The organism is Bradyrhizobium sp. MI1.7 (genome assembly GCF_055811795.1).
On sequence record NZ_JBVVPO010000026.1, the window covers coordinates 19,995 to 41,347 of the forward strand.

The following is a 21,353-nucleotide window of genomic DNA, read 5'->3' on the forward strand; positions in this document are numbered from 1 at the left end:
GATGAAGCCCATCGGCGGACTGACGCTCGCGCTCGCCGCAGCCGCGCTCGCGGGCTGCGACGATCACGCGGCCGCTCCCGCCGCACGCCCCGCCTTCGTGCGCACGGAAATCGTGCAGCCGAAGGATCGGCAAGCCTCCCTCACCTTGACCGGGGAAGTCCAGTCTCGCTTCCGCGCCGATCTGTCGTTCCGTGTCAGCGGGCGTGTGATCGCGCGCTTCGTCGAAGTCGGGACCCACGTCGAGGCGGGCGAAGTGCTGGCGCTCCTTGATCCCGCCGAGCAGGAGGCCGATGTCGACGCCGCGACGGCCGCGGTGCTGGCGGCCGAAGCCCAGCTGCGTGTGGCGAAGACGACTTTCGAGCGCCAGAAGTCGCTGATCGCAAGCGGCTTCACCACACGGACTGCCTACGACCAGGCGCAGGAAGGACTGCGAACCGCGGAGGGCGCGCTTGAATCGGCGCGAGCGTTGCTGGGAACGTCGAAGGACGCCCTCGGCTACACCGCGCTGCGGGCCGAGGCAGACGGCGTCGTCACCGCCCGCAACCTAGAGACCGGTCAAGTCGTCCAGGCGGCGCAGCCGGTCTTTTCGTTGGCGCAGGATGGCGAACGGGACGCGGTCTTCGATGTCTACGAGTCGATGTTCCTTGGAAATGCCGACGGCGGCGACGTTTCGTTGAGGCTGGTGGCCGACTCGGGCGTGACCGCGAACGGCGAGGTTCGAGAGATCTCTCCGGCCGTCGATCCGAGGAGTTCGACCATTCGGGTGAAGGTGGCGATCAAAGCTCCGCCCGTCACGATGACGCTTGGAAGCGCCGTCGCGGGAACGGTGAAGGTAAAGGCCGAGCGGCAGGTCGCCCTGCCATGGAGCGCCTTGATGGCGGCGGGCACCAGGCCTGCGGTCTGGACCGTCGATCCGGCGACGCGGATCGCCTCCCTGAAGCCGGTGATCGTCGGTGGCTACGAGGCCGGCGAAGTGTTGATCAAGGCGGGTCTCGAGCCGGGCGAGCGAGTCGTGGTGGACGGCGGCAAGCTCCTGAGCGTTGGCCAGCCCGTGACTTACGAAGGAGATCACTCATGACGAGCCCCGTGACTATGGCGGGCGCACTGGCATGCGCGCTTGCCGTTGCCGGATGTCAGCAGGAAGCGAAGGCGCCCGAGCCCACGCGTCCCGTCCAATCGATGCTTCTCGAAGCCGATCATTCCGCCGATACGGTCGCGGTGGGCGTCATCGAGCCGCGCTACAAGACCAATCTCGGCTTCCGCGTGCTGGGACGCCTGACGAGCCGTCCCGTCTACGTCGGTGATCTCGTCAATGAGGGACAGACGATCGGCACCATCGACGCGACGGCCCTCGAACTCGCCGTTCGCGCCGCCAAAGGACAGCTTGCCAAGGCCGAGGCGCAGTTCGCGACGGTTCGAGCGACGGAAGAACGGCAGCGGACGCTCATCACCACCGACGCCACCACGAAGCAGACTCTGGACAATGCCGAGCAGGCGCGCGCCGGCGGCGAAGCAACGGTAGCGCGCGAACAGGCAAATCTGACGAAGGCGATGGAGCAACTCGGCTATTCGCAGATCAAGGCCGACTTCGCCGGCGTGGTCACAGCGATCGGCGCAGAAGTCGGCCAGGTGGTGTCCCCTGGTCAAACGGTGGTGACGATCGCACGGCCGGACGTTCGCGAAGCCGTCGTCGATATCGGCGAGGACTTTCCGCCGCCGCTGGAGATCGGGCTGCCGTTCACGGTCTCCCTGCAGCTTCTTCCCGCTGTTCAGGTGCAGGGGACCGTCCGGGAGATTGCGCCCCAAGCCGATGCGGTCACCCGATTGCGGCGCGTCCGGATTGCCCTCGACAGTCCCCCCGACAGCTTTCGGCTTGGCGCGACCGTGACCGCCAGGCTCGACAGGGCTCAACCCCGGGCCCTGCACGTTCCTGCCTCGGCGCTGCTCGCCAAGGAGGGCGCAAATTTCGTCTGGGTCGTCGATCAGACCGCCAACACCGCCTCGCTGCAAAAGGTCGATGTCGTTGCCGATCCCGCGGGTCTCCGGGTCATCGGCGGTCTTGCCTCCGGCGCCCGCGTCGTCACCGCCGGAATCCACAGCCTCAAGCAAGGACAACAAGTCCGCATCGAACAGGATCAGAAGCCATGAAGTCGTTCAACCTCTCCGACTGGGCGCTCAGTCATCGTTCGCTCGTCTGGTATTTCATGATCGCCTTCATGGCGGCGGGACTGTTTGCCTACCTTCAGCTGGGCCGGCAGGAAGATCCCGACTTCACCATCAAAACCATGGTGATCCAGGCGCAGTGGCCGGGCGCCTCGCCCGCGGAAATGACCCGGCAGGTCACCGACAGGATCGAGAAGAAGCTCGAAGAGCTGGAATCGCTCGACTACACCAAGAGCGTCACCGTCGCGGGCCAGACCACCGTCTTCGTCTATCTGCGTGACACCACCAAGGCCGCCGACGTGAAACCGACCTGGATCCGGGTCCGCAACATGATCGCGGACATCAAGGGCGAGTTTCCGCAAGGGGTGATCGGGCCGGGCTTCAACGACCGCTTCGGCGACGTGTTCGGCAACATCTACGCGTTCACCAGCGACGGCTTGAGCCAGCGTCAGCTGCGCGATCACGTCGAAGACATCCGCGCCAAGGTGCTGACCGTGCCGGACGTCGGCAAAGTCGACATTCTCGGCGCGCAGGACGAGGTGATCTATCTCGAATTCTCGACCCGGAAGATCGCGGCCCTCGGACTCGACGTCCACGCCATCATGACCTCGCTGCAGGGGCAGAATGCGGTCGCGCCCTCCGGTGTGTTCCAGGAAGGGCCGGAGCGGATCAGCGTGCGGGTGAACGGCCAGTTCACCTCGGAGGCAAGCCTGAAGGCGGTCAACCTCCGCATCAACGACCGCTTCTTTCCCCTGACAGACGTCGCAACCATCACGCGCGGCTATGAGGATCCGGCCAAGACGTTGTTCAGGTACAACGGCGAGCCCGCGATCGCGCTTGCCATCGGCATGAAGTCCGGCGCCAACCTGCTTCACTTCGGCGAGGGCTTGAAGGAGGAAATGACGAAGGTCATCGCCGACCTGCCGATCGGCGTCGGCGTTCACCAGGTCGCCGATCAGCCCGTCATCGTCGAGCATGCCGTCTCCGGCTTCACGGAAGCGCTGTTCGAGGCCGTGATCATCGTGCTCGGCATCAGCTTTCTCAGTCTGGGCTTGCGCGCAGGCCTGGTGGTCGCCGTCGCGATCCCGCTGGTGCTCGCCATCACCTTCGTCGTGATGGCCTATGCCGGGATTTCGCTTCAGCGAATTTCGCTTGGCGCGCTGATCATCGCTCTGGGCCTGCTGGTCGACGACGCCATGATCGCCGTCGAAATGATGGTGGCGCGGCTAGAGATCGGCGAGCCCCTGGAGAAGGCCGCAACCCACGTCTATACGTCGACCGCGTTTCCGATGCTGACGGGCACGCTGGTCACGGTGGCCGGGTTCATCCCGATCGGGCTCAACAACAGCAATGCCGGTGAGTTCACCTTCACGCTTTTCGTGGTGATCGCCGTCTCCCTGATCGTGTCCTGGATCGTCGCGGTGCTGTTCACGCCGCTGCTCGGCGTCACGATCCTGCCCGCCAAAATGAAGGGCCATCATGGAGAGAAGGGCCGCGTGGCGCAGATGTTTGCGCGTCTGCTTCTGTTCTGCATGCATCATCGCTGGACGACCATCTCGGTGACTGCCGCAGCCTTCCTGGTCGCCTTGTTCGGTCTTCAATTCGTGCAGCAGCAGTTCTTCCCGTCCTCGGACCGCGCCGAACTCGTGATCGACTGGAACTTGCCGCAGAACGCCTCCATCGCCGACACCAACGTCCAGATGGCGCGGTTCGAGCGCGAACAGCTTCAGGACAACAATTCGGTCGATCACTGGTCGACCTATGTCGGGACCGGCTCGCCGCGTTTCGTCCTGTCTTTCGACGTGCAGACGGCGAACACCTGGTTCGGCCAGATGGTGGTCGTGACCAAGGGCGGCATCAAGGCGCGTGACCAGGTCAAGGCGCAGTTCGAGGCGTACCTGAAGAAGACGTTCCCCGGCACCGACACCTACGTCAAGCTGCTCGAGGTCGGTCCTCCGGTGGGGCGTCCCGTGCAGTACCGCTTGAGCGGGCCCGACATCGGCAAGCTGCGGGATCTTTCGCAGAAGCTTGCCGGGATCGTCCGGAGCAGCCCCGATTTGGGCAACGTCGTGTTCGACTGGATGGAGCCGGCGCGGGTCGTCAAGGTCGACGTTCTCCAGGACAAGGCGCGCCAACTCGGCGTGACCTCCGAGGACATCGCCACCACCCTGAATTCGGTGCTCGAGGGCACGCCGATCACCCAGGTGCGCGACAGCATCTACCTGGTCAATGTCACGGGACGGGCGACCGCGGCGGAACGTGCGTCCATCGATACTCTGCGCGATCTGCAGTTGACGGGCGTCGGCGGTCAGTCCGTGCCCCTCGGCGCCGTGGCCAACCTGCGTTACGAGCTCGAGCAGCCGACGATCTGGCGGCGCGCGCGGATCCCGACCATCACCTTGAAGGCGGGCATCGTCGGCACCGCGCAGCCCAAGACCGTGGTCGATCAGCTCGCGCCGAAGGTGGCGGAGTTCACGAAGGAGCTGCCGGCGGGATACTCGGTGAATATCGGCGGCTCGGTGGAGGAGAGCGCCAAGAGCCAGGCGCCGATCGTGGCCATCGTTCCGCTCATGCTATTCGTCATGGCGACGGTGCTGATGATCCAGCTGCAGAGCTTCCATCGCCTGTTCCTGGTGTTCGCTGTCGCGCCGCTCGCCGTGATCGGCGTCGTCATGGCTCTGTTGCCGAGCGGAGCGCCCCTCGGCTTCGTCGCCATCCTCGGCGTGCTGGCCCTGATCGGCATCCTGGTCCGGAACTCCGTGATCTTGATCGTCCAGATCGAGGACCTCAGGAAGGAGGGACGCCCGGCCTGGAACGCCGTGGTGGAGGCGACCGAGCATCGCATGCGGCCGATTCTGCTGACGGCCGCCGCCGCAAGTCTCGCCCTCATTCCGATCGCGCGCGAGATCTTCTGGGGCCCGATGGCCTACGCGATGATGGGCGGCATCATCGTCGGCACGCTGCTGACGCTGTTGTTCCTGCCGGCACTGTACGTGGCCTGGTTCCGCATTCAGCCCGATCTCGACCACGAAACTTCGGCTGAGGAGCCTGCCGTGCCTGCGCACGACGCCCCCCGTCCGGAGGCGCCGACGCCGGCACCCGTTCCCGCGTCCAAGCCGACGCCGGTCCTCGAAACCCAGTCCTGAGAGAGAGAACACCATGAAACGAAAGACACTGATGCTGTCGCTCACCGCGACGCTCGCAACAGCGACGCTGTCGACGCACGCCGCGTTCGCGCAATTTCCGCCGCCGCCCCCGATGGCGGGACCTCCGCCGATTGCAGCCGGCGGTCCGCCGCCGCTGGCAGCCGGGGGCCCTCCGGCCTTTGCGGCTCGTCCTCCGATGGGACCTGGCGTTGCGCCGCGTGCCGGCCTCGCCGGCGGGGCGCCTCGTCTCGGTGCCGGACCTCCGCCGCGCGGCGATCTCGCCGGCGTCGGAAGGGGCGGACCGGCGAACGCCACCCGTGCCGCATCGGCCGGCTACGGCCGCTTCGGCGGCTATGGCCGTTACGATGGATCGCGGTACGGCTATCGCGGTGCGTATGCGGCGAGCGCTTACGCGGGAGCCGCTGCGGGTTACGCGTACGGACGCGGCTACTCGTCCGACAGCGACTGCTACTACACCTATACGCGCCACCGTCGCGTTCTGGTCTGCGACTGACGACCACGAAAGTCCGTCCTTTGGGGGCGCGTCGGCCCGCCGAACAGATCGGCGTGGCTGACGACTCCGCACCCGGCACACATCAGCTCCAGCACGCGCATGTGAACGCGAGTGTCTTGACCATTTAATAAACTATACCGTATAGTTCATTAAATGATTGGCTATGCGGGCCGGCCGGCGGAACGAGCCGCCGGCTTGAACAACCGAAAATCAAGGGCAAGAACCATGAACTTTCAGCCTCGACAAAATCTCGCGACCGCCGACCGGCGTCTGCCGTTCGATTGCATCGCCCTGCTGCTGCAGGGCGGCGGCGCCTTGGGGGCCTACCAGGGAGGCGTCTATGAGGCCTTGGCCGAAGCCGATATCCATCCCGACTGGATCGCGGGCATTTCGATCGGGGCGATCAATGCCGCGATCATCGCCGGCAATCCGCCGAACGTCCGGGTCGATCGGCTCCGCGAGTTTTGGACGCAGGTGACGCTGGACGCGCCGTTCACCGATCTGATGAACGGCGATCACACTCGCAATTTTCTCAATCAGGTGAATGCGGGCTTTGCTGCGGTGTTCGGGGCGAACGGATTCTTTTCCGCGCGGCCGTTCGCGCCGTGGCTGCAAGCGGGTGGAACGCTTGCCGCCACCAGCATCTACGACACCAGCGCGCTGAAGACGACGCTGGAGCGTCTCGTGGATTTCGATCGCATCAACGCCGGTGTGACGCGGTTCAGCGCAGGGGCCGTGAACGTGAGGACCGGCAATATGGTCTATTTCGACACTGCCACCCATACCATCCGGCCGGAGCACATCCTGGCGAGTGGAGCGCTGCCGCCGGGGTTTCCAGCGGTCGAAATCGATGGCGAACAATATTGGGATGGCGGCCTCGTATCCAACACTCCGTTGCAGTGGGTGATCGAGTGCGGCGCCCGTCAGGACACGCTTGTGTTTCAGGTCGACCTCTGGAGCGCGCGCGGCCAGATCCCGGGCAACATGGCGGAAGTGATCACTCGTCAGAAGGAAATCCAATACTCCAGTCGCACGCGGGCGAGCACGGACCAGTTCAAGAGCCTGCACCGGTTGCAGCGAGACCTGGCGGCTCTTTTGAGCAGGCTGCCGAAAGACCTGCGCGAGCAGGAAGACGTCAAGCTGCTCAGGACTGCTGCCTCTAACAACGTGCACAGCCTGGTCCACCTGATCTATCGCGCGCGGGACTACGAAGGCCACTCGAAGGACTACGAGTTTTCCCGTCTGTCCATGCAGGACCATTGGCGCGCCGGCTATCACGATGCCTTGCGCACCCTTCGGCATCCCGAGGTGCTGGCCCGCCCGACGACTGCGGACGGCGTCGCCACGTTCGATCTTGAGCACGACGGTCGCGAATAGGCCGGCCGGCTCTTCCCAGTCACAGGAGAATTCAAATGCGCGAGAGTGAAGTCGTGAGGCGTGCGTTCGCCATGCCGCTGACGAATCCGGCCTATCCGCCGGGACCGTATCGTTTCGTCGACCGCGAATACCTGATCATCACCTATCGGACCGATCCGGCGAAGCTGCGATCGGTCGTCCCGGCTCCGCTCGAACTCGACGAGCGCGAAGCGCTGGTCAAGTACGAATTCATCCGCATGCCGGATTCCAACGGTTTCGGCGACTATGCGGAGAGCGGCCAAGTCATCCCCGTGTCGTTCCGCGGTCGCAAGGGCGCCTACACCCACTGCATGTTCCTGAACGATGAGGGACCGATCGCGGGCGGCCGGGAGCTCTGGGGCTTTCCGAAAAAGCTTGGCCAGCCGACGTTGCGGACCGAGCTCGATACGCTGATCGGTACGCTGGATTACGGTCCGCTGCGGGTAGCGACCGGCACGATGGGATACAAGCACCGCGAAGCCGACGTGGCGCAGGTGAAGGCCGCGCTGCAGGAGCCGAACTTCCTGCTCAAGATCATTCCGCACGTCGACGGCAGCCCGCGGATCTGCGAACTCGTCGAATATCACCTCGAGCAGCTTGTCTTGAAAGGCGCGTGGACCGGACCCGCCGCTCTCTCCTTGACGCCCCATGCCCTCGCTCCGGTGTCCGATTTGCCGGTGCTCGAGATCGTGTCCGCGGTTCACATCCGCGCAGACCTTACGCTGGGATTGGGCAAGGTCGTTCACGATTATCTGCAGCAGCCGGTCCGACGTCCGGTCGGGAGCTACGAGAGAGCTCTGGTTACCTGACCTAAGTGCTCGACGGGCTGCGTAGGTCCGGAAACACCGCGGCGGCGAGCCGCACCCTCACACATCAAACAAGGAAAGGCCAAATGAGTATTCTGAAAGGTAAAGTCGCAGTCGTGACCGGGTCCACCAGCGGCATCGGTCTCGCGTATGCTCGTGCTTTCGCGGGCGCCGGGGCCAACGTCGTGCTCAATGGAATGGGGGCGCGGGCCGATGTCGAGAACGAGCGCTCCGCGATCGAGAGGGAATTTGGCGTCAAGGCGGTCTATTCGGCTGCGGACATGGACAGCCCGGACCAGATCGCCGAGCTCATCGCGCTGGCGGAAAGCACCTTCGGCAGCGTCGATGTCCTCGTGAACAATGCCGGCGTCCAGCACGTCGCCCCTGTCGAGGAGTTTCCGGTCGACAAGTGGAATGCGATCATCGGGATCAACCTGTCGTCCGCCTTCCACGCCATCCGTGCAGCCGTGCCCGGCATGAAGAAGCGCGGCTGGGGCCGGATCATCACCACGGCCTCGGCGCATTCGATCGTCGCTTCGCCCTTCAAGTCGGCCTACGTCGCCGCCAAGCACGGCATCGTCGGACTCACCAAGACGGTGGCGCTGGAGCTCGCTCGGTCCAAGATCACCTGCAACTGCATCAGCCCCGGATACGTCTGGACGCCGCTGGTGGAGAAGCAGATCCCGAACACGATGGTGACGCGCAACATGAGGAGGGATGAGGTTATCAGCGAGGTCCTGCTCGCGGCCCAGCCCACCAAGGAATTCGTCACCGTGGAACAGGTAGCTTCGCTGGCGCTGTTCCTGTGCAGCCAGGACGCCGCCCAGATCACCGGCGCCAACCTTTCCGTCGACGGCGGCTGGACGGCCGCATAGCCGAGTGACTGAGAAGCGGACCGCAAAAAAATTGCTCGCGAACACCTGCGCTAGATCAAGCGGCGGTGCTCCAGCTGCGACCCCTCGTACCCAACATCAACAAACATCTGGAGAGAAGATCATGAACAAGCGACTAATCGCGAGCGTCGTCGGCTGTGCGTGCCTTACCATGGCGACGGCCGCCGAGGCCCGAACCTTTTACGATGGATCCTGGAATCTCCTTTTCGTCACGCAGCGCGGCAGCTGTGATCCGACCTACAGCTTTACCGTGAACATAAACGACGGCTTCGTCACGCATCCCAATCTGGTTAAGTTTGCCGGGCACGTCGGACGTTCGGGCGCGGTTCACGCCTCGGTTACGGTCCACGACAAATACGCAGCAGGGTTCGGGAGGCTGACGCGAGACGCGGGTCGTGGGAGCTGGAGTGGCCACGCAGCAGGCGCGCGCTGCTCGGGATATTGGACCGCGCAACGAAACGGGTAGGAAGCAGGGTCCTGGTCAACCGGCCGGGGTCTGCTCCGGAGACCGCCCAGCTCATGGCAAAACTCGGGGCCTGGCTCGTCTCGAGCAGGAACCCGGCCGGCGCCGTCGCGACGCTCCCGCTGCAGCGTCCGGATTTCGCGCTCTTGGGCGCGGATCTCGCCCGCATCCGGCGATCTCGTTCCGGATCGGTGGAGTTTCATAGGGTACTGAGGTCGTCCGGCACGTCGCCGAACTTCCGGATCAGCTTGGCGTCGCTGAAGTCGCCGCTCGACGGATCTCCTGTCCGGGAGAAAGCGATGGCGCCGGCGTAACCCGGCTTGCGGGAGAGCGCTTCGGCCCGCATGACCGCGGCGTTGGCGCTCAGGCATTCCGCCGCCTCGCCTGCGGCCACGCCGTCGTCGGAGAAAACGAAAGGTAGAGCGACATAGTAGGTCACATCAGACATCTGGCTCGTCTTTGCGTTCGCGGGCCCTGGGAAGCCGTCCCCGGGCGTAGCCGGGTCGACACCGTCGAGCGGAGCTGGTCCAGCTGCTCCTCCAGAAACTCGTTCGCGATCAGCAGGACCTTCACGGTCTCCCGGGCGTGGCCGCCGCACGCCGCGATCGCCTGGTCGGTGGCGGCCTCAAGGTCGTCGGGGCCGGACCGGCCTGATCGAAGGTAGCGTTCATCCTATTATGTTCCCTGTCTGTTCTCAAGAGTCAAGAGACCCTCCCCCTCCCGTGGCGCAACAGGGAGGCTCCGGGTGAATCTTGGGGATGCGAACGGGCATGTCGGAACCGGCCGTGCCCGTTCGTCTTGAGTCCAAGTCCCGTACTTGGAGCGTTGCGTAACCATGGCCCCGCGAGCGAACTGGAAAGGCTTCCTGCGTCTGTCCCTCGTCATCTGTCCGGTCGCGCTGTACCCGGCGACGTCGGAAAGCGAGAAGATCTCCTTCAACCAGCTCAACCGGCAGACCGGACACCGCATCAAGTATCTCAAGGTCGACGCCGATACCGGCGACGAGGTGCCGAACGAAGACATCGTCAAGGGTTACGAGCTCGAGAAGGGCCAGTACATCGAGGTGTCCAAGGAGGAGCTCGAGGAGATCGCGTTGGAATCCACGCGCACCATCGAGATCGACGAGTTCGTCGACAAGTCCGATATCGACCCGCGTTATCTGACCGCCCATACTACATCCGCCCCGACGGTAAAGTCGGCCACGACGCCTTCGCGGTCATCCGCGAGACCATCCGCGAGATGAACAAGGTCGCTATCGGGCGGGTGGTGCTGACCAACCGCGAACACATCATCGCGCTCGAGCCGATGGACAAGGGCCTAGTCGGCACGCTGCTGCGATACCCGTACGAAGTTCGCAGCGAGCAGGAATACTTCGACGAGATCCAGGACGTCAAAGTGACCAAGGATATGCTGGACCTCGCCAGGCACATCGTGAACCAGAAGGCGGGCAGCTTCGAGCCGGAGAAGTTCGAGGACCACTATGAAAGCGCGCTGATCGAACTCATCAACCAGAAGCGGGCCGGCAAGCCGATCACGCCGAAGGACAAGCCGGCCGCGACCAACGTCGTCAATCTGATGGAGGCGCTGCGTCGGAGCGTCGACCAAGAAGCGGCGCCGGCGAAAGTGGGCAAGGCGGCCAAGAAGCCGCGGAAGGCGGGGGCCGGACAGAAGGAAATGCTGATGCCGATCGCCGGCAAAAAACCGGCGAAGGAAGCAGCGGCAAAGAAGCCCGCGACCTCCAAGCAGCGGAAATCGGCCTGACCACAGGCTGTGGTTATCGAGCCCACACCGGCAATTCTCCTGCAAGGACTCGTCGCTCGGGCGCGGATGGCTGAAAAAGTGAACACTTCGCCCTTTGCTACGTTGGAGCGCGTGGCACGTTTGCTCCTAGGCCTGCGGGTGCCCGTTTTAATGAGAGATGCGAGATGCACCTGAGCAATTCCCAAGCCCCCGCAGAAAGACCGACAATCCTTCTGGTCGAGGATGAAGATCTCCTTCGTGAGATGCTGGAAGAGACCTTGGTCGAAGCGGGTTACGGCGTCGTAAGCGCCGCTTCCGGCGAGGAGGCAACCAATCTGCTCAGCATGCCCCCTTTGCCGCGGGCGCTCGTGACCGACATCAATCTGGGCCGCGCCAGGATGGACGGATGGGAGCTCGCCCGTCTCGCGCGGCAGAACGATCCAGGCTGCGTGATCCTCTACGTCTCCGGCGATAGCGCGCATCGCTGGGCGGCTGACGGCGTGCCGCAAAGTGTCCTCTTGGCCAAGCCCTTTGCCCCCGCGCAATTGGTGGAGGCGATATCCGGTCTCCTCACCCGTTCAGGGTCATTCCCGTCCTAGAAAACGAATGCGCCGGCGGCTATTTGGACGTAGGCTGCCTGCAAAACAACAAGCCGTGCTTCACGCGCAAAGGGTGGTCGAAGTGTCCGTCGAATTCCGCAACAACGTGCAGGTCCGGGGTCGGGGTGAGCGGGCCATGATGTTCGCCCACGGCTTTGGATGCGACCAGAATATGTGGCGCTTCGTGGCACCGGCTTTCGAGCGCGATTTCAGCACGGTGCTGTTCGACCACGTCGGAGCGGGCCGCTCGGACCTCGCCGCTTACGATCGCCAGAAGTATTCCAAATTATCCGGCTACGCCGACGATGTTGTCGAGATTGGCCGCTCACTGCGCCTGAAGGATGCCGTATTCGTGGGGCATTCCGTCAGTGCGATGATTGGAGTGCTTGCCGCGATCAAGGATCCGACACTCTTCGAAAGCCTCATCCTTGTGGGGCCTTCGGCGCGCTACATCGACGATGGTGACTATGTCGGCGGCTTCAGCGCTCAACAGATCGAGGAGCTTCTTTCCTTCTTGGAAGAGAACCACATGGGCTGGTCGGCGCAGATGGCGCCTGCCATCATGGGCAATCCGGATCGTCCCGAACTCGGCGAGGAGCTCACCAACAGCTTCTGCCGTACGGATCCCGCGATCGCCAAGGAGTTCGCCCGGGTCACGTTCCTGTCCGACAACCGCGCGGACCTGGCCAAGGTCAACGCTCGCACGCTGATCCTCCAGTGCAGCGAAGACATCATCGCCGGGCAACAGGTAGGTGCGTTCGTCCAGCGCAATATCCCGAACAGCAAAATGGTGGTCCTGAAAGCAACCGGCCATTGTCCCAACCTGAGCGCGCCGGACGAAGTCGTCGCCGCAATTCGAGATTTCGTCTGAGTGAACAACAATCATCCTGCCGACAGCGATTTCGAAGACCTCTACGAAAACGCACCCTGCGGCTACCTGTCCGTTCGTCCGGACGGTCGTATCGATCGGGCCAATCGGACCCTTGCGGGCTGGATGGGGTACCAGCCCGATGACCTTCCCGGGATGCGGCTTAGCGATCTGCTCAACATGGCGGGGCGCATATTCCTTGAGACCCATGTCGCACCGCTGCTGCGTATGCAGGGCTTCTTCGACGAGTTCGCGCTCGATCTCCTGACCAAAACCGGAACGCGGCTGCCGGCGATCGCCAACGCGCGTGAGCGGCGGACCGACGCTGATGCGCTCCTGTTCACGCGCCTGACGATCATGCGGGCCACAGACAGGCGCCGCTATGAGCGAGGGCTGATCGACGCCCGCAAGGAAAGCGACGAGCTCAAGACCGCTCTAGAGGAGCGCCTGCGACAGGAGCGCGAAAATGCCGAACTGCGGGAGCAGTTCATCGCCGTCCTCGGCCATGACCTGCGCAATCCGCTCGCATCGATCGCGGCCAGCGCGCGGCTGATGCTGAAGGCCAAGACGCCGGAGGACGCGCTGCGGCTCGAGGCCATGATGCAGAGCAGCGTGGCCCGCATGGCCAAGATGATCGAAAGCGTCATGGATCTGGCTCGAGGTCGGCTTGGCGGAGGCATCTCGCTGTCGAAGGCCATCACCGCTATCGAGCCCGTTCTCGATCAGGTCGTGGCGGAACTGGCTGCAGCCCATCCGGATCGCAGCATTGAGAGCAATTTCGAGGTCGAGACCCCGGTGTTCTGCGATCCCGCCCGCGTCGCCCAGTTGTTCTCGAACCTGCTCGGCAATGCGATCAGCCACGGCGCGCCGGACGAGCCCGTGCGGGTCGAAGCGAGCGCCAAGACAGACATGTTCGAACTCTCGGTGGCCAACGCAGGCGCTGCCATTCCCGAGGAGGCCCGCAAACGCCTGTTTCAGCCGTTCTACCGGGGAAAGGCTCACGGGCCATCTCAAGGCCTGGGACTCGGGCTGTACATCGCTGCCGAGATTGCCAAGGCTCACGGCGGTTCGATCGACGTCGCCTCGTCCGAAGCGGAGACTAGGTTCACCTTCCGCATGCCCCTCCAAGGCGAAGGCGCACTACGTCCCTAGTGGTCTGGCACCATAAGAGCCCGGCCGCCCGGGAGGTGTCATGGTACGCTGAGCGCGGAACCAGCGCATCTGACGTTCGTTGCCTATGCGCCAACGGGGGCCATTCCAACCACCAACCCAGCATTAACGGCCGGCAATTGCGATCGACGGCGTTTCCGCTCGACCCGCCTTGGAGGCTCATGACCCAAATTACGGATAAATCGGAGCCGCAGATTGCGGCGTGGCAGTGGAGGCAGATCGTCAATGGGGCCACCGATACTGCCATCATTACGACTGATCTCCAGGGGCGAGTGACGAGTTGGAATACCGGAGCTTCCAAGATCCTCGGATGGGAGCCGGCCGAGATGCTTGGGCAATCCCTGTCCCGAGTGTTCCCCGAACAGGACCAGGAAGCCCAACTTCGCCGTGAAATTGAGGACGCGCTGTCGAAGGGCAAGGGTGGCGGCGAAGAAGGCTGGCGCCTTCGCAAAGATGGCTCACGGTTTTGGGCCGTCGGAGAGCTCAGCCCGATCCGGGACAAATCTGACGTTGTAGGATTCCTCAAGATCTTGAGGGACCGCACGGCGCAACGCAACGCCGAAGAAGCTATCCGAGAAGAACGCCACGCGCTCGAAGTGCTCAACCGTGCCGGCTCGGCGCTCGCCGCGGAGACGGACCTCGAGCGCCTCGTTCAGATCGTCACGGATGCGGGCGTGGCGCTTACAGGAGCCGAGTTCGGCGCCTTCTTCTACAACGTCATCAACAACGCGGGCGAGAGCTACATGCTCTATACGCTCTCCGGAGCGCCGATCGAGGCGTTCTCGAAATTCCCGATGCCGCGAAATACCGAGGTGTTCGCGCCTACCTTCCTGGGGCAAGGCATCGTTCGCTCGGAAGATATCACCAAGGATCCGCGCTACGGGAAAAACTCGCCCCGCAAGGGAATGCCGGAAGGTCACCTACCGGTCCGAAGCTACCTCGCCGTCTCGGTCATATCCCGGACGGGTGAAGTGCTCGGCGGTCTGTTCTTCGGGCATGCGCGGACTGGCGTGTTCAACGAGCGCTCGGAGCGGGGCCTGTCCGGGCTTGCCGCCGAGGCCGCCGTCGCTATCGACAACGTCCGCCTCTCGCAAGCGATGCAGCGCGAAATCGAGGAGCGGAAGCGGGCCCAAGAGGCACTCGTCGAGCTCAACGCCACGCTCGAAGGGCAAGTGACCGAGCGCACCGAACAGCTGCGCAAGAACGAGGAGGCCTTGCGCCAGTCGCAGAAGATGGAGGCCGTAGGCCAGCTCACGGGCGGCGTGGCACACGATTTCAACAATCTGCTGCAGATCATTATGGGCAATCTGGACACCCTGCAGCGCAATCTTCCGTCCGAATCGGGTCGGCTGCAGCGGGCGGCGCGAAATGCGATGACGGGCGCGCAACGGGCAGCCACCCTAACCCAGCGTCTCCTGGCGTTTTCGCGTCGTCAACCTCTCGATCCCAAGCCGCTCGATGTGAACGCACTTGTCAACGGATTGTCGGACATGATCCATCGTACGCTCGGCGAAACGATCGACGTGGAAACTGTCCTCGGTGCAGGCGTGTGGCGGGTCGAAGCCGACCCGGCCGAACTGGAGGCCGCGATCATCAATCTCGCGGTCAACGCCCGCGACGCGATGACGAACGGCGGTCGGCTGACGATCGAGACCAGCAATGCGCACATCGACGAGGCGTACGTCGCCTCGCACACCGAAGTCGTGGCCGGGCAGTACGTCGCCATCGCGGTCACGGACACCGGCGCCGGCATGGACTCGAAAACGGTGGCGCAGGCTTTCGAGCCCTTTTTCACGACCAAAGCTGTCGGCAAGGGCACCGGTCTAGGGCTCAGCCAGGTATACGGTTTCGTCAAGCAGTCCGGTGGTCACGTCAAGATCTACTCGGAAGTGGGAGAAGGGACGACGGTGAAGCTGTACTTGCCGCGGCTCGCGGCGCAAGCGGCAGGTGTTGAGCAAGCCGAGTCCACTCCAAATCCCGAAGCGGGACAGGAAGAGACCATCCTGGTCCTCGAGGACGACGACGAGGTGAGAGCATATTCGGTCGAGACCCTGCGCGAACTCGGCTACCGCGTCATCGAGGCTCACGACGGGCCCTCGGCTCTGAGATTGCTCGAGCGCCAACCTCGCGTGGACCTCCTCTTTACTGACGTCGTTTTGCCCGGCGGCTTGACAGGCGCACAGGTCGCAACCCAGGCGAAAACGCTTCGGCCTGCATTAAAGGTGCTCTTTACGACCGGATACGCGCGCAACGCCATCATCCACCACGGGCGGCTCGACAAGGGCGTGCAGCTGATCGTCAAGCCGTTCAGCTTCGGCGATCTGGGGGCGAAGGTGCGCGACGTTCTCGACGGCGCTTCGGACTAGGGCCCGCCCAGCGGCAGCCGGTTGAAGCCCGCAGAACGCGCGGTCGCACACTTCTCGGTCCGGCCTCCGCGAGTGTCGCAGGCCCGAAGCACCCATCCGGCCGGGTGTCAGGCATCCGGGCGCAAACAGGCCATGCTCAGCGTTCAGACGGACACTCCGGACAGGTATCGCCGATCGAATTCAGCACTTCGCGCACCTCGGCGACCGCCTGCTCCGGAGACAAGCCGGTCGGGGGGTCCTGCCTGGCGATGCCCAACGCGTGCTCGCGCGCATGCGGATCGGCACGGTCCTTTGCCCAGCCGTGCTCCTCGCATTCGTGGATGGCGCCGGCTTCCTGCAGCACGTGGATCGCCCAACCGCGCAGGGTCCGGATCGCCTTCGGTCTTTCCCTCGTCATCAGCATCGATATGGCTCCTGCCGGGACGAATCCTTGAGATCGCCGGCTCGTTCCGGGCGGTTAGCACGGGTCAGGGATTCCAAAATGCAGAGGCTCAGGCTTGTCCACCTGTTTCCGCGGCCCTGTGCAGAACCCTAAGCAAAATAGGCGCTGGTCTTCCTTCACGCCGCGAGCAACGATGCGCAACGCCCCGTCCAGAAGCGGCCGCTGCAGCTTCAGGGCCTCGTCGGCTGGCGCGGTCATCCAGGTCTCGACCTCTTCGGGCGTGGTCACGATCACCGGCATCGCCTTCGGGTGGATGGCGCCCACTTCAGCGTTGGGGTCCGTCGTCAGGAACGCGTAGAGGTCGTGGGTGGTCTCGCCTTCCTCGACCTTCCGAACCCACGTCCAGCTCGTCCAGATGCCGGCGAAGCATGCGAGCGGGCGGGTCTCGTCGAGCGCGAACCCGCAGAGCACGATCTTCCATCCGTCTCGCTTTAGCCAAGCTTGGACCTGTGCGGACATCGTTGAGTTTGACTCATCATCGTTGCACCATGACCGCGCAAGGGGCAGAGTCCGAAACATGCGTATCAACCGCACCGATTTCGCCGATTTTGCCTATTTCCTGGCGCTCGCGAAGCATCGCAGCTTTCGCCGGGCCGGCCTCGAGCTCGGCGTGAGCGCCTCGGCGCTGAGCCATTCGCTCAAGGCGCTGGAGGCGCGGCTGGGCGTGCGGCTGTTCAATCGGACGAGCCGGAGCGTCACCCTCACCTCCGCCGGAGAGGAGTTGCAGGCGGCGCTGGCCGCCCCGTTCGATGCAATCGGGACGGCAATAGAAGCGCTTAACCGCTATCGGGACGAGCCCACGGGCCGGATTCGACTCAACGTGCTTGAGCACGCGAGCTCGTTGCTGCTGGCTCCGGTCCTCCCGGTGTTCGTCGAGCGCTATCCCGGCATCGAGATCGATGTCGCCGTCTCAAATCACCTGATCGATGTGGTCGCTCAGGGCGCCGACGCCGGGATTCGATACGGCGGCACGGTGCCGGAGGACATGGTCGCGCAGCGACTGTCCGGCGAAATCTGCTGGGTCGTGGTCGGCTCGCCAGCCTATTTCGATCGGCATGGCGTGCCCTCGCACCCGAGCGACCTGCACGCCCATCGATGTCTGCGTATCCGCCTGGGCGATGACAGCATCTACCACTGGGAATTCGAGAAAGACGGCGAAGAGGTCGCCGTTGATGTGCCGGGCGCGATCACGATCGACGAGACTCAGTTCGCGCTCGCCCTTGTCCAGGCAGGGGCTGCGGTGGCCTACCTCCCGCAGCCGTGTGCGGCCCCGCTGATTTCGCGGGGAGTGCTGCGCAGCGTCCTTGACGACTGGGCACCGATGGGACCCGGGTTCCACATCTATTACCCGGGCCGTCGCCAACTGCCGACCGGCTTGCGCCTGCTGATCGACCTGATCCGAGAGATGCAGCCGCTCGGGCCATATGGGTCCGGCTGATCGATGAGCGCAACTCAACGCTTCATCGCATAGGTTCGGGATAATCCCCGACCGCCTCGCGGCCTATGTTCCGTGCACAGATCATCGCACGGAGCGAGCAAGTGACCGAACAAGCTATCCTCGGCAGCCCCGAGACCTCGGCACGGGGGCAGAGTTCGGATCGGACGGGATGGGGGGCCGTACTCGCGCTGGCGCTGTGCGTCTCGACGCTGATCGCCTCCGAGTTCATGCCCGTCAGCATCCTGACCCCGATCGCATCCGACCTCCATCTCACCGAGGGCGCGGCCGGGCAGGCGATCTCGGTGTCCGGCCTGTTCGCGGTGCTGACCAGCCTCTCCATCTCCACGATGACCCGCGGCATCGATCGTCGGACGCTGCTGCTCTCGTTGACCGCCCTCATGCTGGCGTCAGGTCTCTTGGTCGCGTTCGCGCCCAACTTCGCGATGCTCATGGCGGGGCGCGCCCTGCTCGGGGTTGTGATCGGCGGTTTCTGGTCGATGTCCGCCGCGACCGTCATGCGGCTGGTTCCGGAGAGGCAGGTGCCGCGCGCGCTTGCGATGCTCAACGGCGGCAACGCGGTCGCGACCACCGTCGCCGCGCCCCTTGGCAGCTTTCTCGGTCAGTACATCGGCTGGCGCGGCGCGTTCTTCCTCGTGGTTCCGCTCGCCGTCGTCACCTTCGTCTGGCAGTGGCTGACCCTGCCGTCGATGCCGTCCGAGGCGGCCAAGGAGCAACGCAGTGCGCTGGGCGTCCTGCGCCGTCCGAACGCCCGCCTGGGCATGGCCGCGGTCGCGCTGCTGTTCGCCGGACAGTTCGCCCTGTTCACATACCTGCGGCCCTTTCTCGAAACCGTCACGCGTCTCGATGTTTCCGCGCTCTCCGGGGTGCTGCTCGTCATGGGCATCGCCGGCGTGATCGGCACTTGGCTGATCGGGCGCATGGCGGCGCGCAGTCTTTCGACGCCCCTCATCTTGGCTCCCTTGGCTCTCGCTGCGATCGCCTGCGGCCTGGTGGCGCTGGGGAGCTTCGCCGGGCCGACGACGGCTCTGCTGACCCTCTGGGGCATGATCGGAACCGGTGCGCCGGTCGCCTGGTGGACGTGGGTCGCGCGCCGATTTCCCGACGACGCGGAATCTGCGGGGGGCCTGTTGGTGGCGGTCGTTCAACTTGCGATCACACTCGGCGCCGCTGGCGGCGGGATCCTGTTCGACGCTGCGCGCTATCGAACGACATTCCTCGCGAGTGCGGGGCTGCTTGGAGCTTCGGCGTTGCTGGCCGTTCTCGATGCCCGCGCCAGCTGCTCAGTGGAGGCGTAATCCATGAAGCCGACTACTGAGAATGGACTGTCTCGCCGGCGGCTCGTATTCGCGATGATCTCGACCGATCTAATGCCGCAGGCCGCGTTCGCCGAAACGACGGCTGTTGAGGCACAAACCGGAGGAACGGCGACCATGCGTATCCGTTGCAGTTTCGCGGATCAGACCTTCACGGTAACGCTGGAGGACAATCCGTCCGCCCGCGAATTCGCGGCGATGTTGCCTTTGGATCTCGGTATCGAGGACTATTCGACCAACGAGAAAATCGCCTACCTGCCGCGCAGGCTTACGGAAGAAAGAGGCGGTCCCTTCTCGAACGAGGCCCCGGGCGATCTCTGTTACTACGCACCGTGGGGCAACCTTAAGAGCCGGCAGGAGCCGGCAGGAGCTGGCGCGAGACTTCGGCGCGACCGACATCGTGGCCGAACGAGGGGCCTTGGGGATAGAGCGCGTGAAAGAGCTCACGGCCGGGGTCGGTGCGGACTCCGTCCTGGAGTGCGTCGGTACGCAGGAATCCATGACGCAGGCGATCGATTCCGTCCGTCCTGGTGGATCGATCGGCTATGTCGGGGTGCCGCATGGCGTCACCTTCGACGGGCAGGCGATGTTCTTCGCGCAGCGGCGCATGCTCGGTGGCCCGGCCCCAGTCCGTCGCTTCCTACCTGATCTGATGGACCGCGTTCTCAAGGGCAGAATCAAGCCCGGGAAAGTGTTCGATCTCTCGCTACCTCTCTCCGAAGTCGCGGAAGGATATCGCGCGATGGACGAAAGGCGAGCGATCAAGACGATGCTCACGGTGTAAGGCCGAGGCGCTATCGCGATGTCGGATACAGTGATGCCAAAGTCCGCTGCGGCGCAAAGCCTCGCAACGATCCTTTGGCCGATCATGGCGGTGGTTTTCGTCGCCTTTCTCGTCGTCGGCGTCGCGATGCCTGTTCTTCCGCTCCATGTGCACGATGGGTTGGGCCAAGGCACCTTCGTGGTCGGGCTCGTCGCCGGCAGCCAGTTCGCCGCTTCTCTAGTCTCGCGACCGTGGGCGGGCAACTTCTCCGACGGCCGGGGCGCAAAGCGAGGTGTGGTCGTCGGCCTGCTGGCGGCTGCGGCTTCCGGCGTGCTTTACCTGCTTTCGCTCGGCTTTACCGAGATCCCTCTGATCTCGGTGGCGATCCTTCTGCTGGGACGAGGGCTGCTCGGCGGCGCCGAAAGCTTCATCATCACGGCTGCCGTGAGCTGGGGACTGGCGCTCGCGGATTCCCGCAGCACGGGCAAGGTCATCGCTTGGGTGGGGTCAGCGATGTTCGCGGCCTTCGCGATCGGGGCGCCGGCCGGCGCTGCACTCTACGCCTCTCACGGGTTTGTCGCGATCGGCGCGGCTACGGCCGCAGCGCCGCTGCTGACCCTGCTGATCGTAGCTCCGCTCCGGACGGTTGCGCCGGCTGTCCATGCCCGCTTTTCTTTCGCCGAAGTTCTCGGGGCCGTCTGGGTGCCGGGATTGGGCTCTGCACTGGGCAGCGTAGGCTTCGGCGCAGTGACGACGTTCGTCGCGTTGCTGTTCGCGAACCAAGGTTGGGCCAACGGTTGGCTGGCCTACACGTCCTATGCCCTCGCCTTCATTCTGGCGCGGATTTTCCTGAGTCATCTGGCCGACGCGATCGGCGGCGCTAAAGTCGCGTTGATCTTCGCGGTGGTTGAAGCCCTCGGCCAGACGCTGATCTGGTTGGCCGTCCGTCCGGAGATGGCGCTCGCCGGCGCCGCGCTTACCGGCTTCGGCTTCTCGCTGGTTTATCCCGGCTTCGGCGTGGAGGCGGTACGCCGGGTGCCGGCGCAGAGCCGTGGCCTTGCCATGGGAGCCTACACGGCGTTCCTGGATCTCGCTCAAGGACTCGCGAGTCCTGCGCTCGGCCTGATCGCGGCCGACGCGAGGCTGAACACCGTGTTTCTCGCCAGTGCGGGCACGGTGCTCTGCGCTGCGCTTGTAGCTTTGTGGCTGTTGTCGCATCCGACAGCTCCGGAAGGAGCCGAATGAGAATGCCC

Annotated in this window: 16 protein-coding genes and 4 pseudogenes; 17 read left to right on the forward strand and 3 right to left on the reverse strand. The window is 64.3% G+C overall.

The features are described from left to right. The first annotated feature begins 1 nt into the window (after position 1). The 7 genes from AC0L3X_RS22995 to AC0L3X_RS23025 all read left to right on the forward strand — a co-directional run bounded on the left by AC0L3X_RS22995 (position 2) and on the right by AC0L3X_RS23025 (position 8,899). Positions 2 to 1,078: an efflux RND transporter periplasmic adaptor subunit gene (locus AC0L3X_RS22995; protein ID WP_354098436.1), complete on the forward strand. Its 1,077-nt coding sequence runs from the start codon at positions 2 to 4 to the stop codon at positions 1,076 to 1,078. Next, positions 1,075 to 2,148: an efflux RND transporter periplasmic adaptor subunit gene (locus tag AC0L3X_RS23000; RefSeq protein WP_231145666.1), complete on the forward strand. Its 1,074-nt coding sequence runs from the start codon at positions 1,075 to 1,077 to the stop codon at positions 2,146 to 2,148. The genes AC0L3X_RS22995 and AC0L3X_RS23000 overlap by 4 nt, the downstream gene beginning before the upstream one ends. Further along, on the forward strand, positions 2,145 to 5,309 hold the full coding sequence (locus AC0L3X_RS23005) for an efflux RND transporter permease subunit (protein ID WP_473316805.1): 3,165 nt from the start codon (positions 2,145 to 2,147) through the stop codon (positions 5,307 to 5,309). The genes AC0L3X_RS23000 and AC0L3X_RS23005 overlap by 4 nt, the downstream gene beginning before the upstream one ends. A gap of 13 nt (positions 5,310 to 5,322) precedes the next feature. Continuing rightward, positions 5,323 to 5,823 (forward strand): hypothetical protein, encoded by a 501-nt coding sequence (locus tag AC0L3X_RS23010; protein ID WP_162479037.1) that lies wholly within the window; start codon positions 5,323 to 5,325, stop codon positions 5,821 to 5,823. A 225-nt stretch (positions 5,824 to 6,048) separates the two neighbouring features. Next, positions 6,049 to 7,200 carry a DUF3734 domain-containing protein gene (locus AC0L3X_RS23015; protein ID WP_162479036.1) on the forward strand — a complete coding sequence of 384 codons (1,152 nt, stop codon included), beginning with the start codon at positions 6,049 to 6,051 and terminating at the stop codon, positions 7,198 to 7,200. A 35-nt stretch (positions 7,201 to 7,235) separates the two neighbouring features. Further along, on the forward strand, positions 7,236 to 8,027 hold the full coding sequence (locus AC0L3X_RS23020) for an acetoacetate decarboxylase (protein ID WP_231145664.1): 792 nt from the start codon (positions 7,236 to 7,238) through the stop codon (positions 8,025 to 8,027). 83 nt (positions 8,028 to 8,110) lie between these two features. Next, entirely contained in the window at positions 8,111 to 8,899 is a 789-nt protein-coding gene (locus AC0L3X_RS23025) for a 3-hydroxybutyrate dehydrogenase (RefSeq protein WP_231145663.1), read from the forward strand. 680 nt (positions 8,900 to 9,579) lie between these two features. On the opposite strand, the gene AC0L3X_RS23030 is transcribed toward AC0L3X_RS23025, so the two are convergent. Further along, positions 9,580 to 9,828, reverse strand: coding sequence for a hypothetical protein (locus tag AC0L3X_RS23030; protein WP_354098432.1), 249 nt, complete (start codon positions 9,826 to 9,828; stop codon positions 9,580 to 9,582). Between the two features lie 387 nt (positions 9,829 to 10,215). Between AC0L3X_RS23030 and ku the strand changes: the two are divergent. The 5 genes and pseudogenes from ku (at position 10,216) to AC0L3X_RS23055 (ending at position 16,123) form a co-directional block, all read left to right on the forward strand. After that, a pseudogene (ku, locus tag AC0L3X_RS23035) lies at positions 10,216 to 11,141 on the forward strand (non-homologous end joining protein Ku). Between the two features lie 164 nt (positions 11,142 to 11,305). Beyond that, positions 11,306 to 11,719 (forward strand): response regulator, encoded by a 414-nt coding sequence (locus AC0L3X_RS23040; RefSeq protein WP_162479031.1) that lies wholly within the window; start codon positions 11,306 to 11,308, stop codon positions 11,717 to 11,719. Between the two features lie 82 nt (positions 11,720 to 11,801). Beyond that, the gene (locus tag AC0L3X_RS23045; RefSeq protein WP_162479159.1) at positions 11,802 to 12,590 is read left to right on the forward strand and encodes an alpha/beta fold hydrolase; all 789 of its coding nucleotides are present in this window, start codon (positions 11,802 to 11,804) and stop codon (positions 12,588 to 12,590) included. After that, positions 12,591 to 13,739 carry a PAS domain-containing sensor histidine kinase gene (locus tag AC0L3X_RS23050; protein WP_354100342.1) on the forward strand — a complete coding sequence of 383 codons (1,149 nt, stop codon included), beginning with the start codon at positions 12,591 to 12,593 and terminating at the stop codon, positions 13,737 to 13,739. Positions 13,740 to 13,918: 179 nt separating this feature from the next. Continuing rightward, entirely contained in the window at positions 13,919 to 16,123 is a 2,205-nt protein-coding gene (locus tag AC0L3X_RS23055; RefSeq protein WP_354100341.1) for a PAS domain S-box protein, read from the forward strand. 136 nt (positions 16,124 to 16,259) lie between these two features. Here AC0L3X_RS23055 and AC0L3X_RS23060 read toward each other — a convergent pair whose 3' ends face one another. Next, on the reverse strand, positions 16,260 to 16,526 hold the full coding sequence (locus AC0L3X_RS23060; RefSeq protein WP_162479028.1) for a hypothetical protein: 267 nt from the start codon (positions 16,524 to 16,526) through the stop codon (positions 16,260 to 16,262). A gap of 54 nt (positions 16,527 to 16,580) precedes the next feature. Then, positions 16,581 to 16,964: pseudogene (locus tag AC0L3X_RS23065) on the reverse strand (SOS response-associated peptidase family protein); the annotation flags it as partial. A gap of 118 nt (positions 16,965 to 17,082) precedes the next feature. On the opposite strand from AC0L3X_RS23065, the gene AC0L3X_RS23070 reads away from it, so the two are divergent. The 5 genes and pseudogenes from AC0L3X_RS23070 to AC0L3X_RS23090 all read left to right on the forward strand — a co-directional run bounded on the left by AC0L3X_RS23070 (position 17,083) and on the right by AC0L3X_RS23090 (position 21,345). Further along, complete coding sequence (locus AC0L3X_RS23070) at positions 17,083 to 18,003, forward strand: LysR family transcriptional regulator (protein WP_162479026.1); 921 nt, start codon at positions 17,083 to 17,085, stop codon at positions 18,001 to 18,003. 101 nt (positions 18,004 to 18,104) lie between these two features. Further along, positions 18,105 to 19,319 carry an MFS transporter gene (locus AC0L3X_RS23075; protein WP_473316809.1) on the forward strand — a complete coding sequence of 405 codons (1,215 nt, stop codon included), beginning with the start codon at positions 18,105 to 18,107 and terminating at the stop codon, positions 19,317 to 19,319. A gap of 135 nt (positions 19,320 to 19,454) precedes the next feature. Next, a pseudogene (locus AC0L3X_RS23080) lies at positions 19,455 to 19,682 on the forward strand (cyclophilin-like fold protein); the annotation flags it as partial. A gap of 13 nt (positions 19,683 to 19,695) precedes the next feature. Then, positions 19,696 to 20,121, forward strand: a pseudogene (locus AC0L3X_RS23085) (zinc-binding dehydrogenase); the annotation flags it as partial. 33 nt (positions 20,122 to 20,154) lie between these two features. Beyond that, positions 20,155 to 21,345, forward strand: coding sequence for an arabinose transporter (locus tag AC0L3X_RS23090; RefSeq protein WP_231145658.1), 1,191 nt, complete (start codon positions 20,155 to 20,157; stop codon positions 21,343 to 21,345). Positions 21,346 to 21,353: the final 8 nt, after the last annotated feature.

What these genes read in the sequence shown, in the direction of transcription:
- AC0L3X_RS23025 (WP_231145663.1), top strand. Translation starts at nt 8,111, where the DNA reads ATGAGTATTCTGAAAGGTAAAGTCGCAGTCGTGACCGGGTCCACCAGC.
- AC0L3X_RS23030 (WP_354098432.1), bottom strand. Translation starts at nt 9,828, where the DNA reads ATGTCTGATGTGACCTACTATGTCGCTCTACCTTTCGTTTTCTCCGAC.
- AC0L3X_RS23020 (WP_231145664.1), top strand. Translation starts at nt 7,236, where the DNA reads ATGCGCGAGAGTGAAGTCGTGAGGCGTGCGTTCGCCATGCCGCTGACG.
- AC0L3X_RS23055 (WP_354100341.1), top strand. Translation starts at nt 13,919, where the DNA reads ATGACCCAAATTACGGATAAATCGGAGCCGCAGATTGCGGCGTGGCAG.
- AC0L3X_RS23040 (WP_162479031.1), top strand. Translation starts at nt 11,306, where the DNA reads ATGCACCTGAGCAATTCCCAAGCCCCCGCAGAAAGACCGACAATCCTT.
- AC0L3X_RS23000 (WP_231145666.1), top strand. Translation starts at nt 1,075, where the DNA reads ATGACGAGCCCCGTGACTATGGCGGGCGCACTGGCATGCGCGCTTGCC.
- AC0L3X_RS23005 (WP_473316805.1), top strand. Translation starts at nt 2,145, where the DNA reads ATGAAGTCGTTCAACCTCTCCGACTGGGCGCTCAGTCATCGTTCGCTC.
- AC0L3X_RS23010 (WP_162479037.1), top strand. Translation starts at nt 5,323, where the DNA reads ATGAAACGAAAGACACTGATGCTGTCGCTCACCGCGACGCTCGCAACA.
- AC0L3X_RS23060 (WP_162479028.1), bottom strand. Translation starts at nt 16,526, where the DNA reads ATGCTGATGACGAGGGAAAGACCGAAGGCGATCCGGACCCTGCGCGGT.
- AC0L3X_RS23090 (WP_231145658.1), top strand. Translation starts at nt 20,155, where the DNA reads ATGCCAAAGTCCGCTGCGGCGCAAAGCCTCGCAACGATCCTTTGGCCG.
- AC0L3X_RS22995 (WP_354098436.1), top strand. Translation starts at nt 2, where the DNA reads ATGAAGCCCATCGGCGGACTGACGCTCGCGCTCGCCGCAGCCGCGCTC.
- AC0L3X_RS23015 (WP_162479036.1), top strand. Translation starts at nt 6,049, where the DNA reads ATGAACTTTCAGCCTCGACAAAATCTCGCGACCGCCGACCGGCGTCTG.
- AC0L3X_RS23070 (WP_162479026.1), top strand. Translation starts at nt 17,083, where the DNA reads ATGCGTATCAACCGCACCGATTTCGCCGATTTTGCCTATTTCCTGGCG.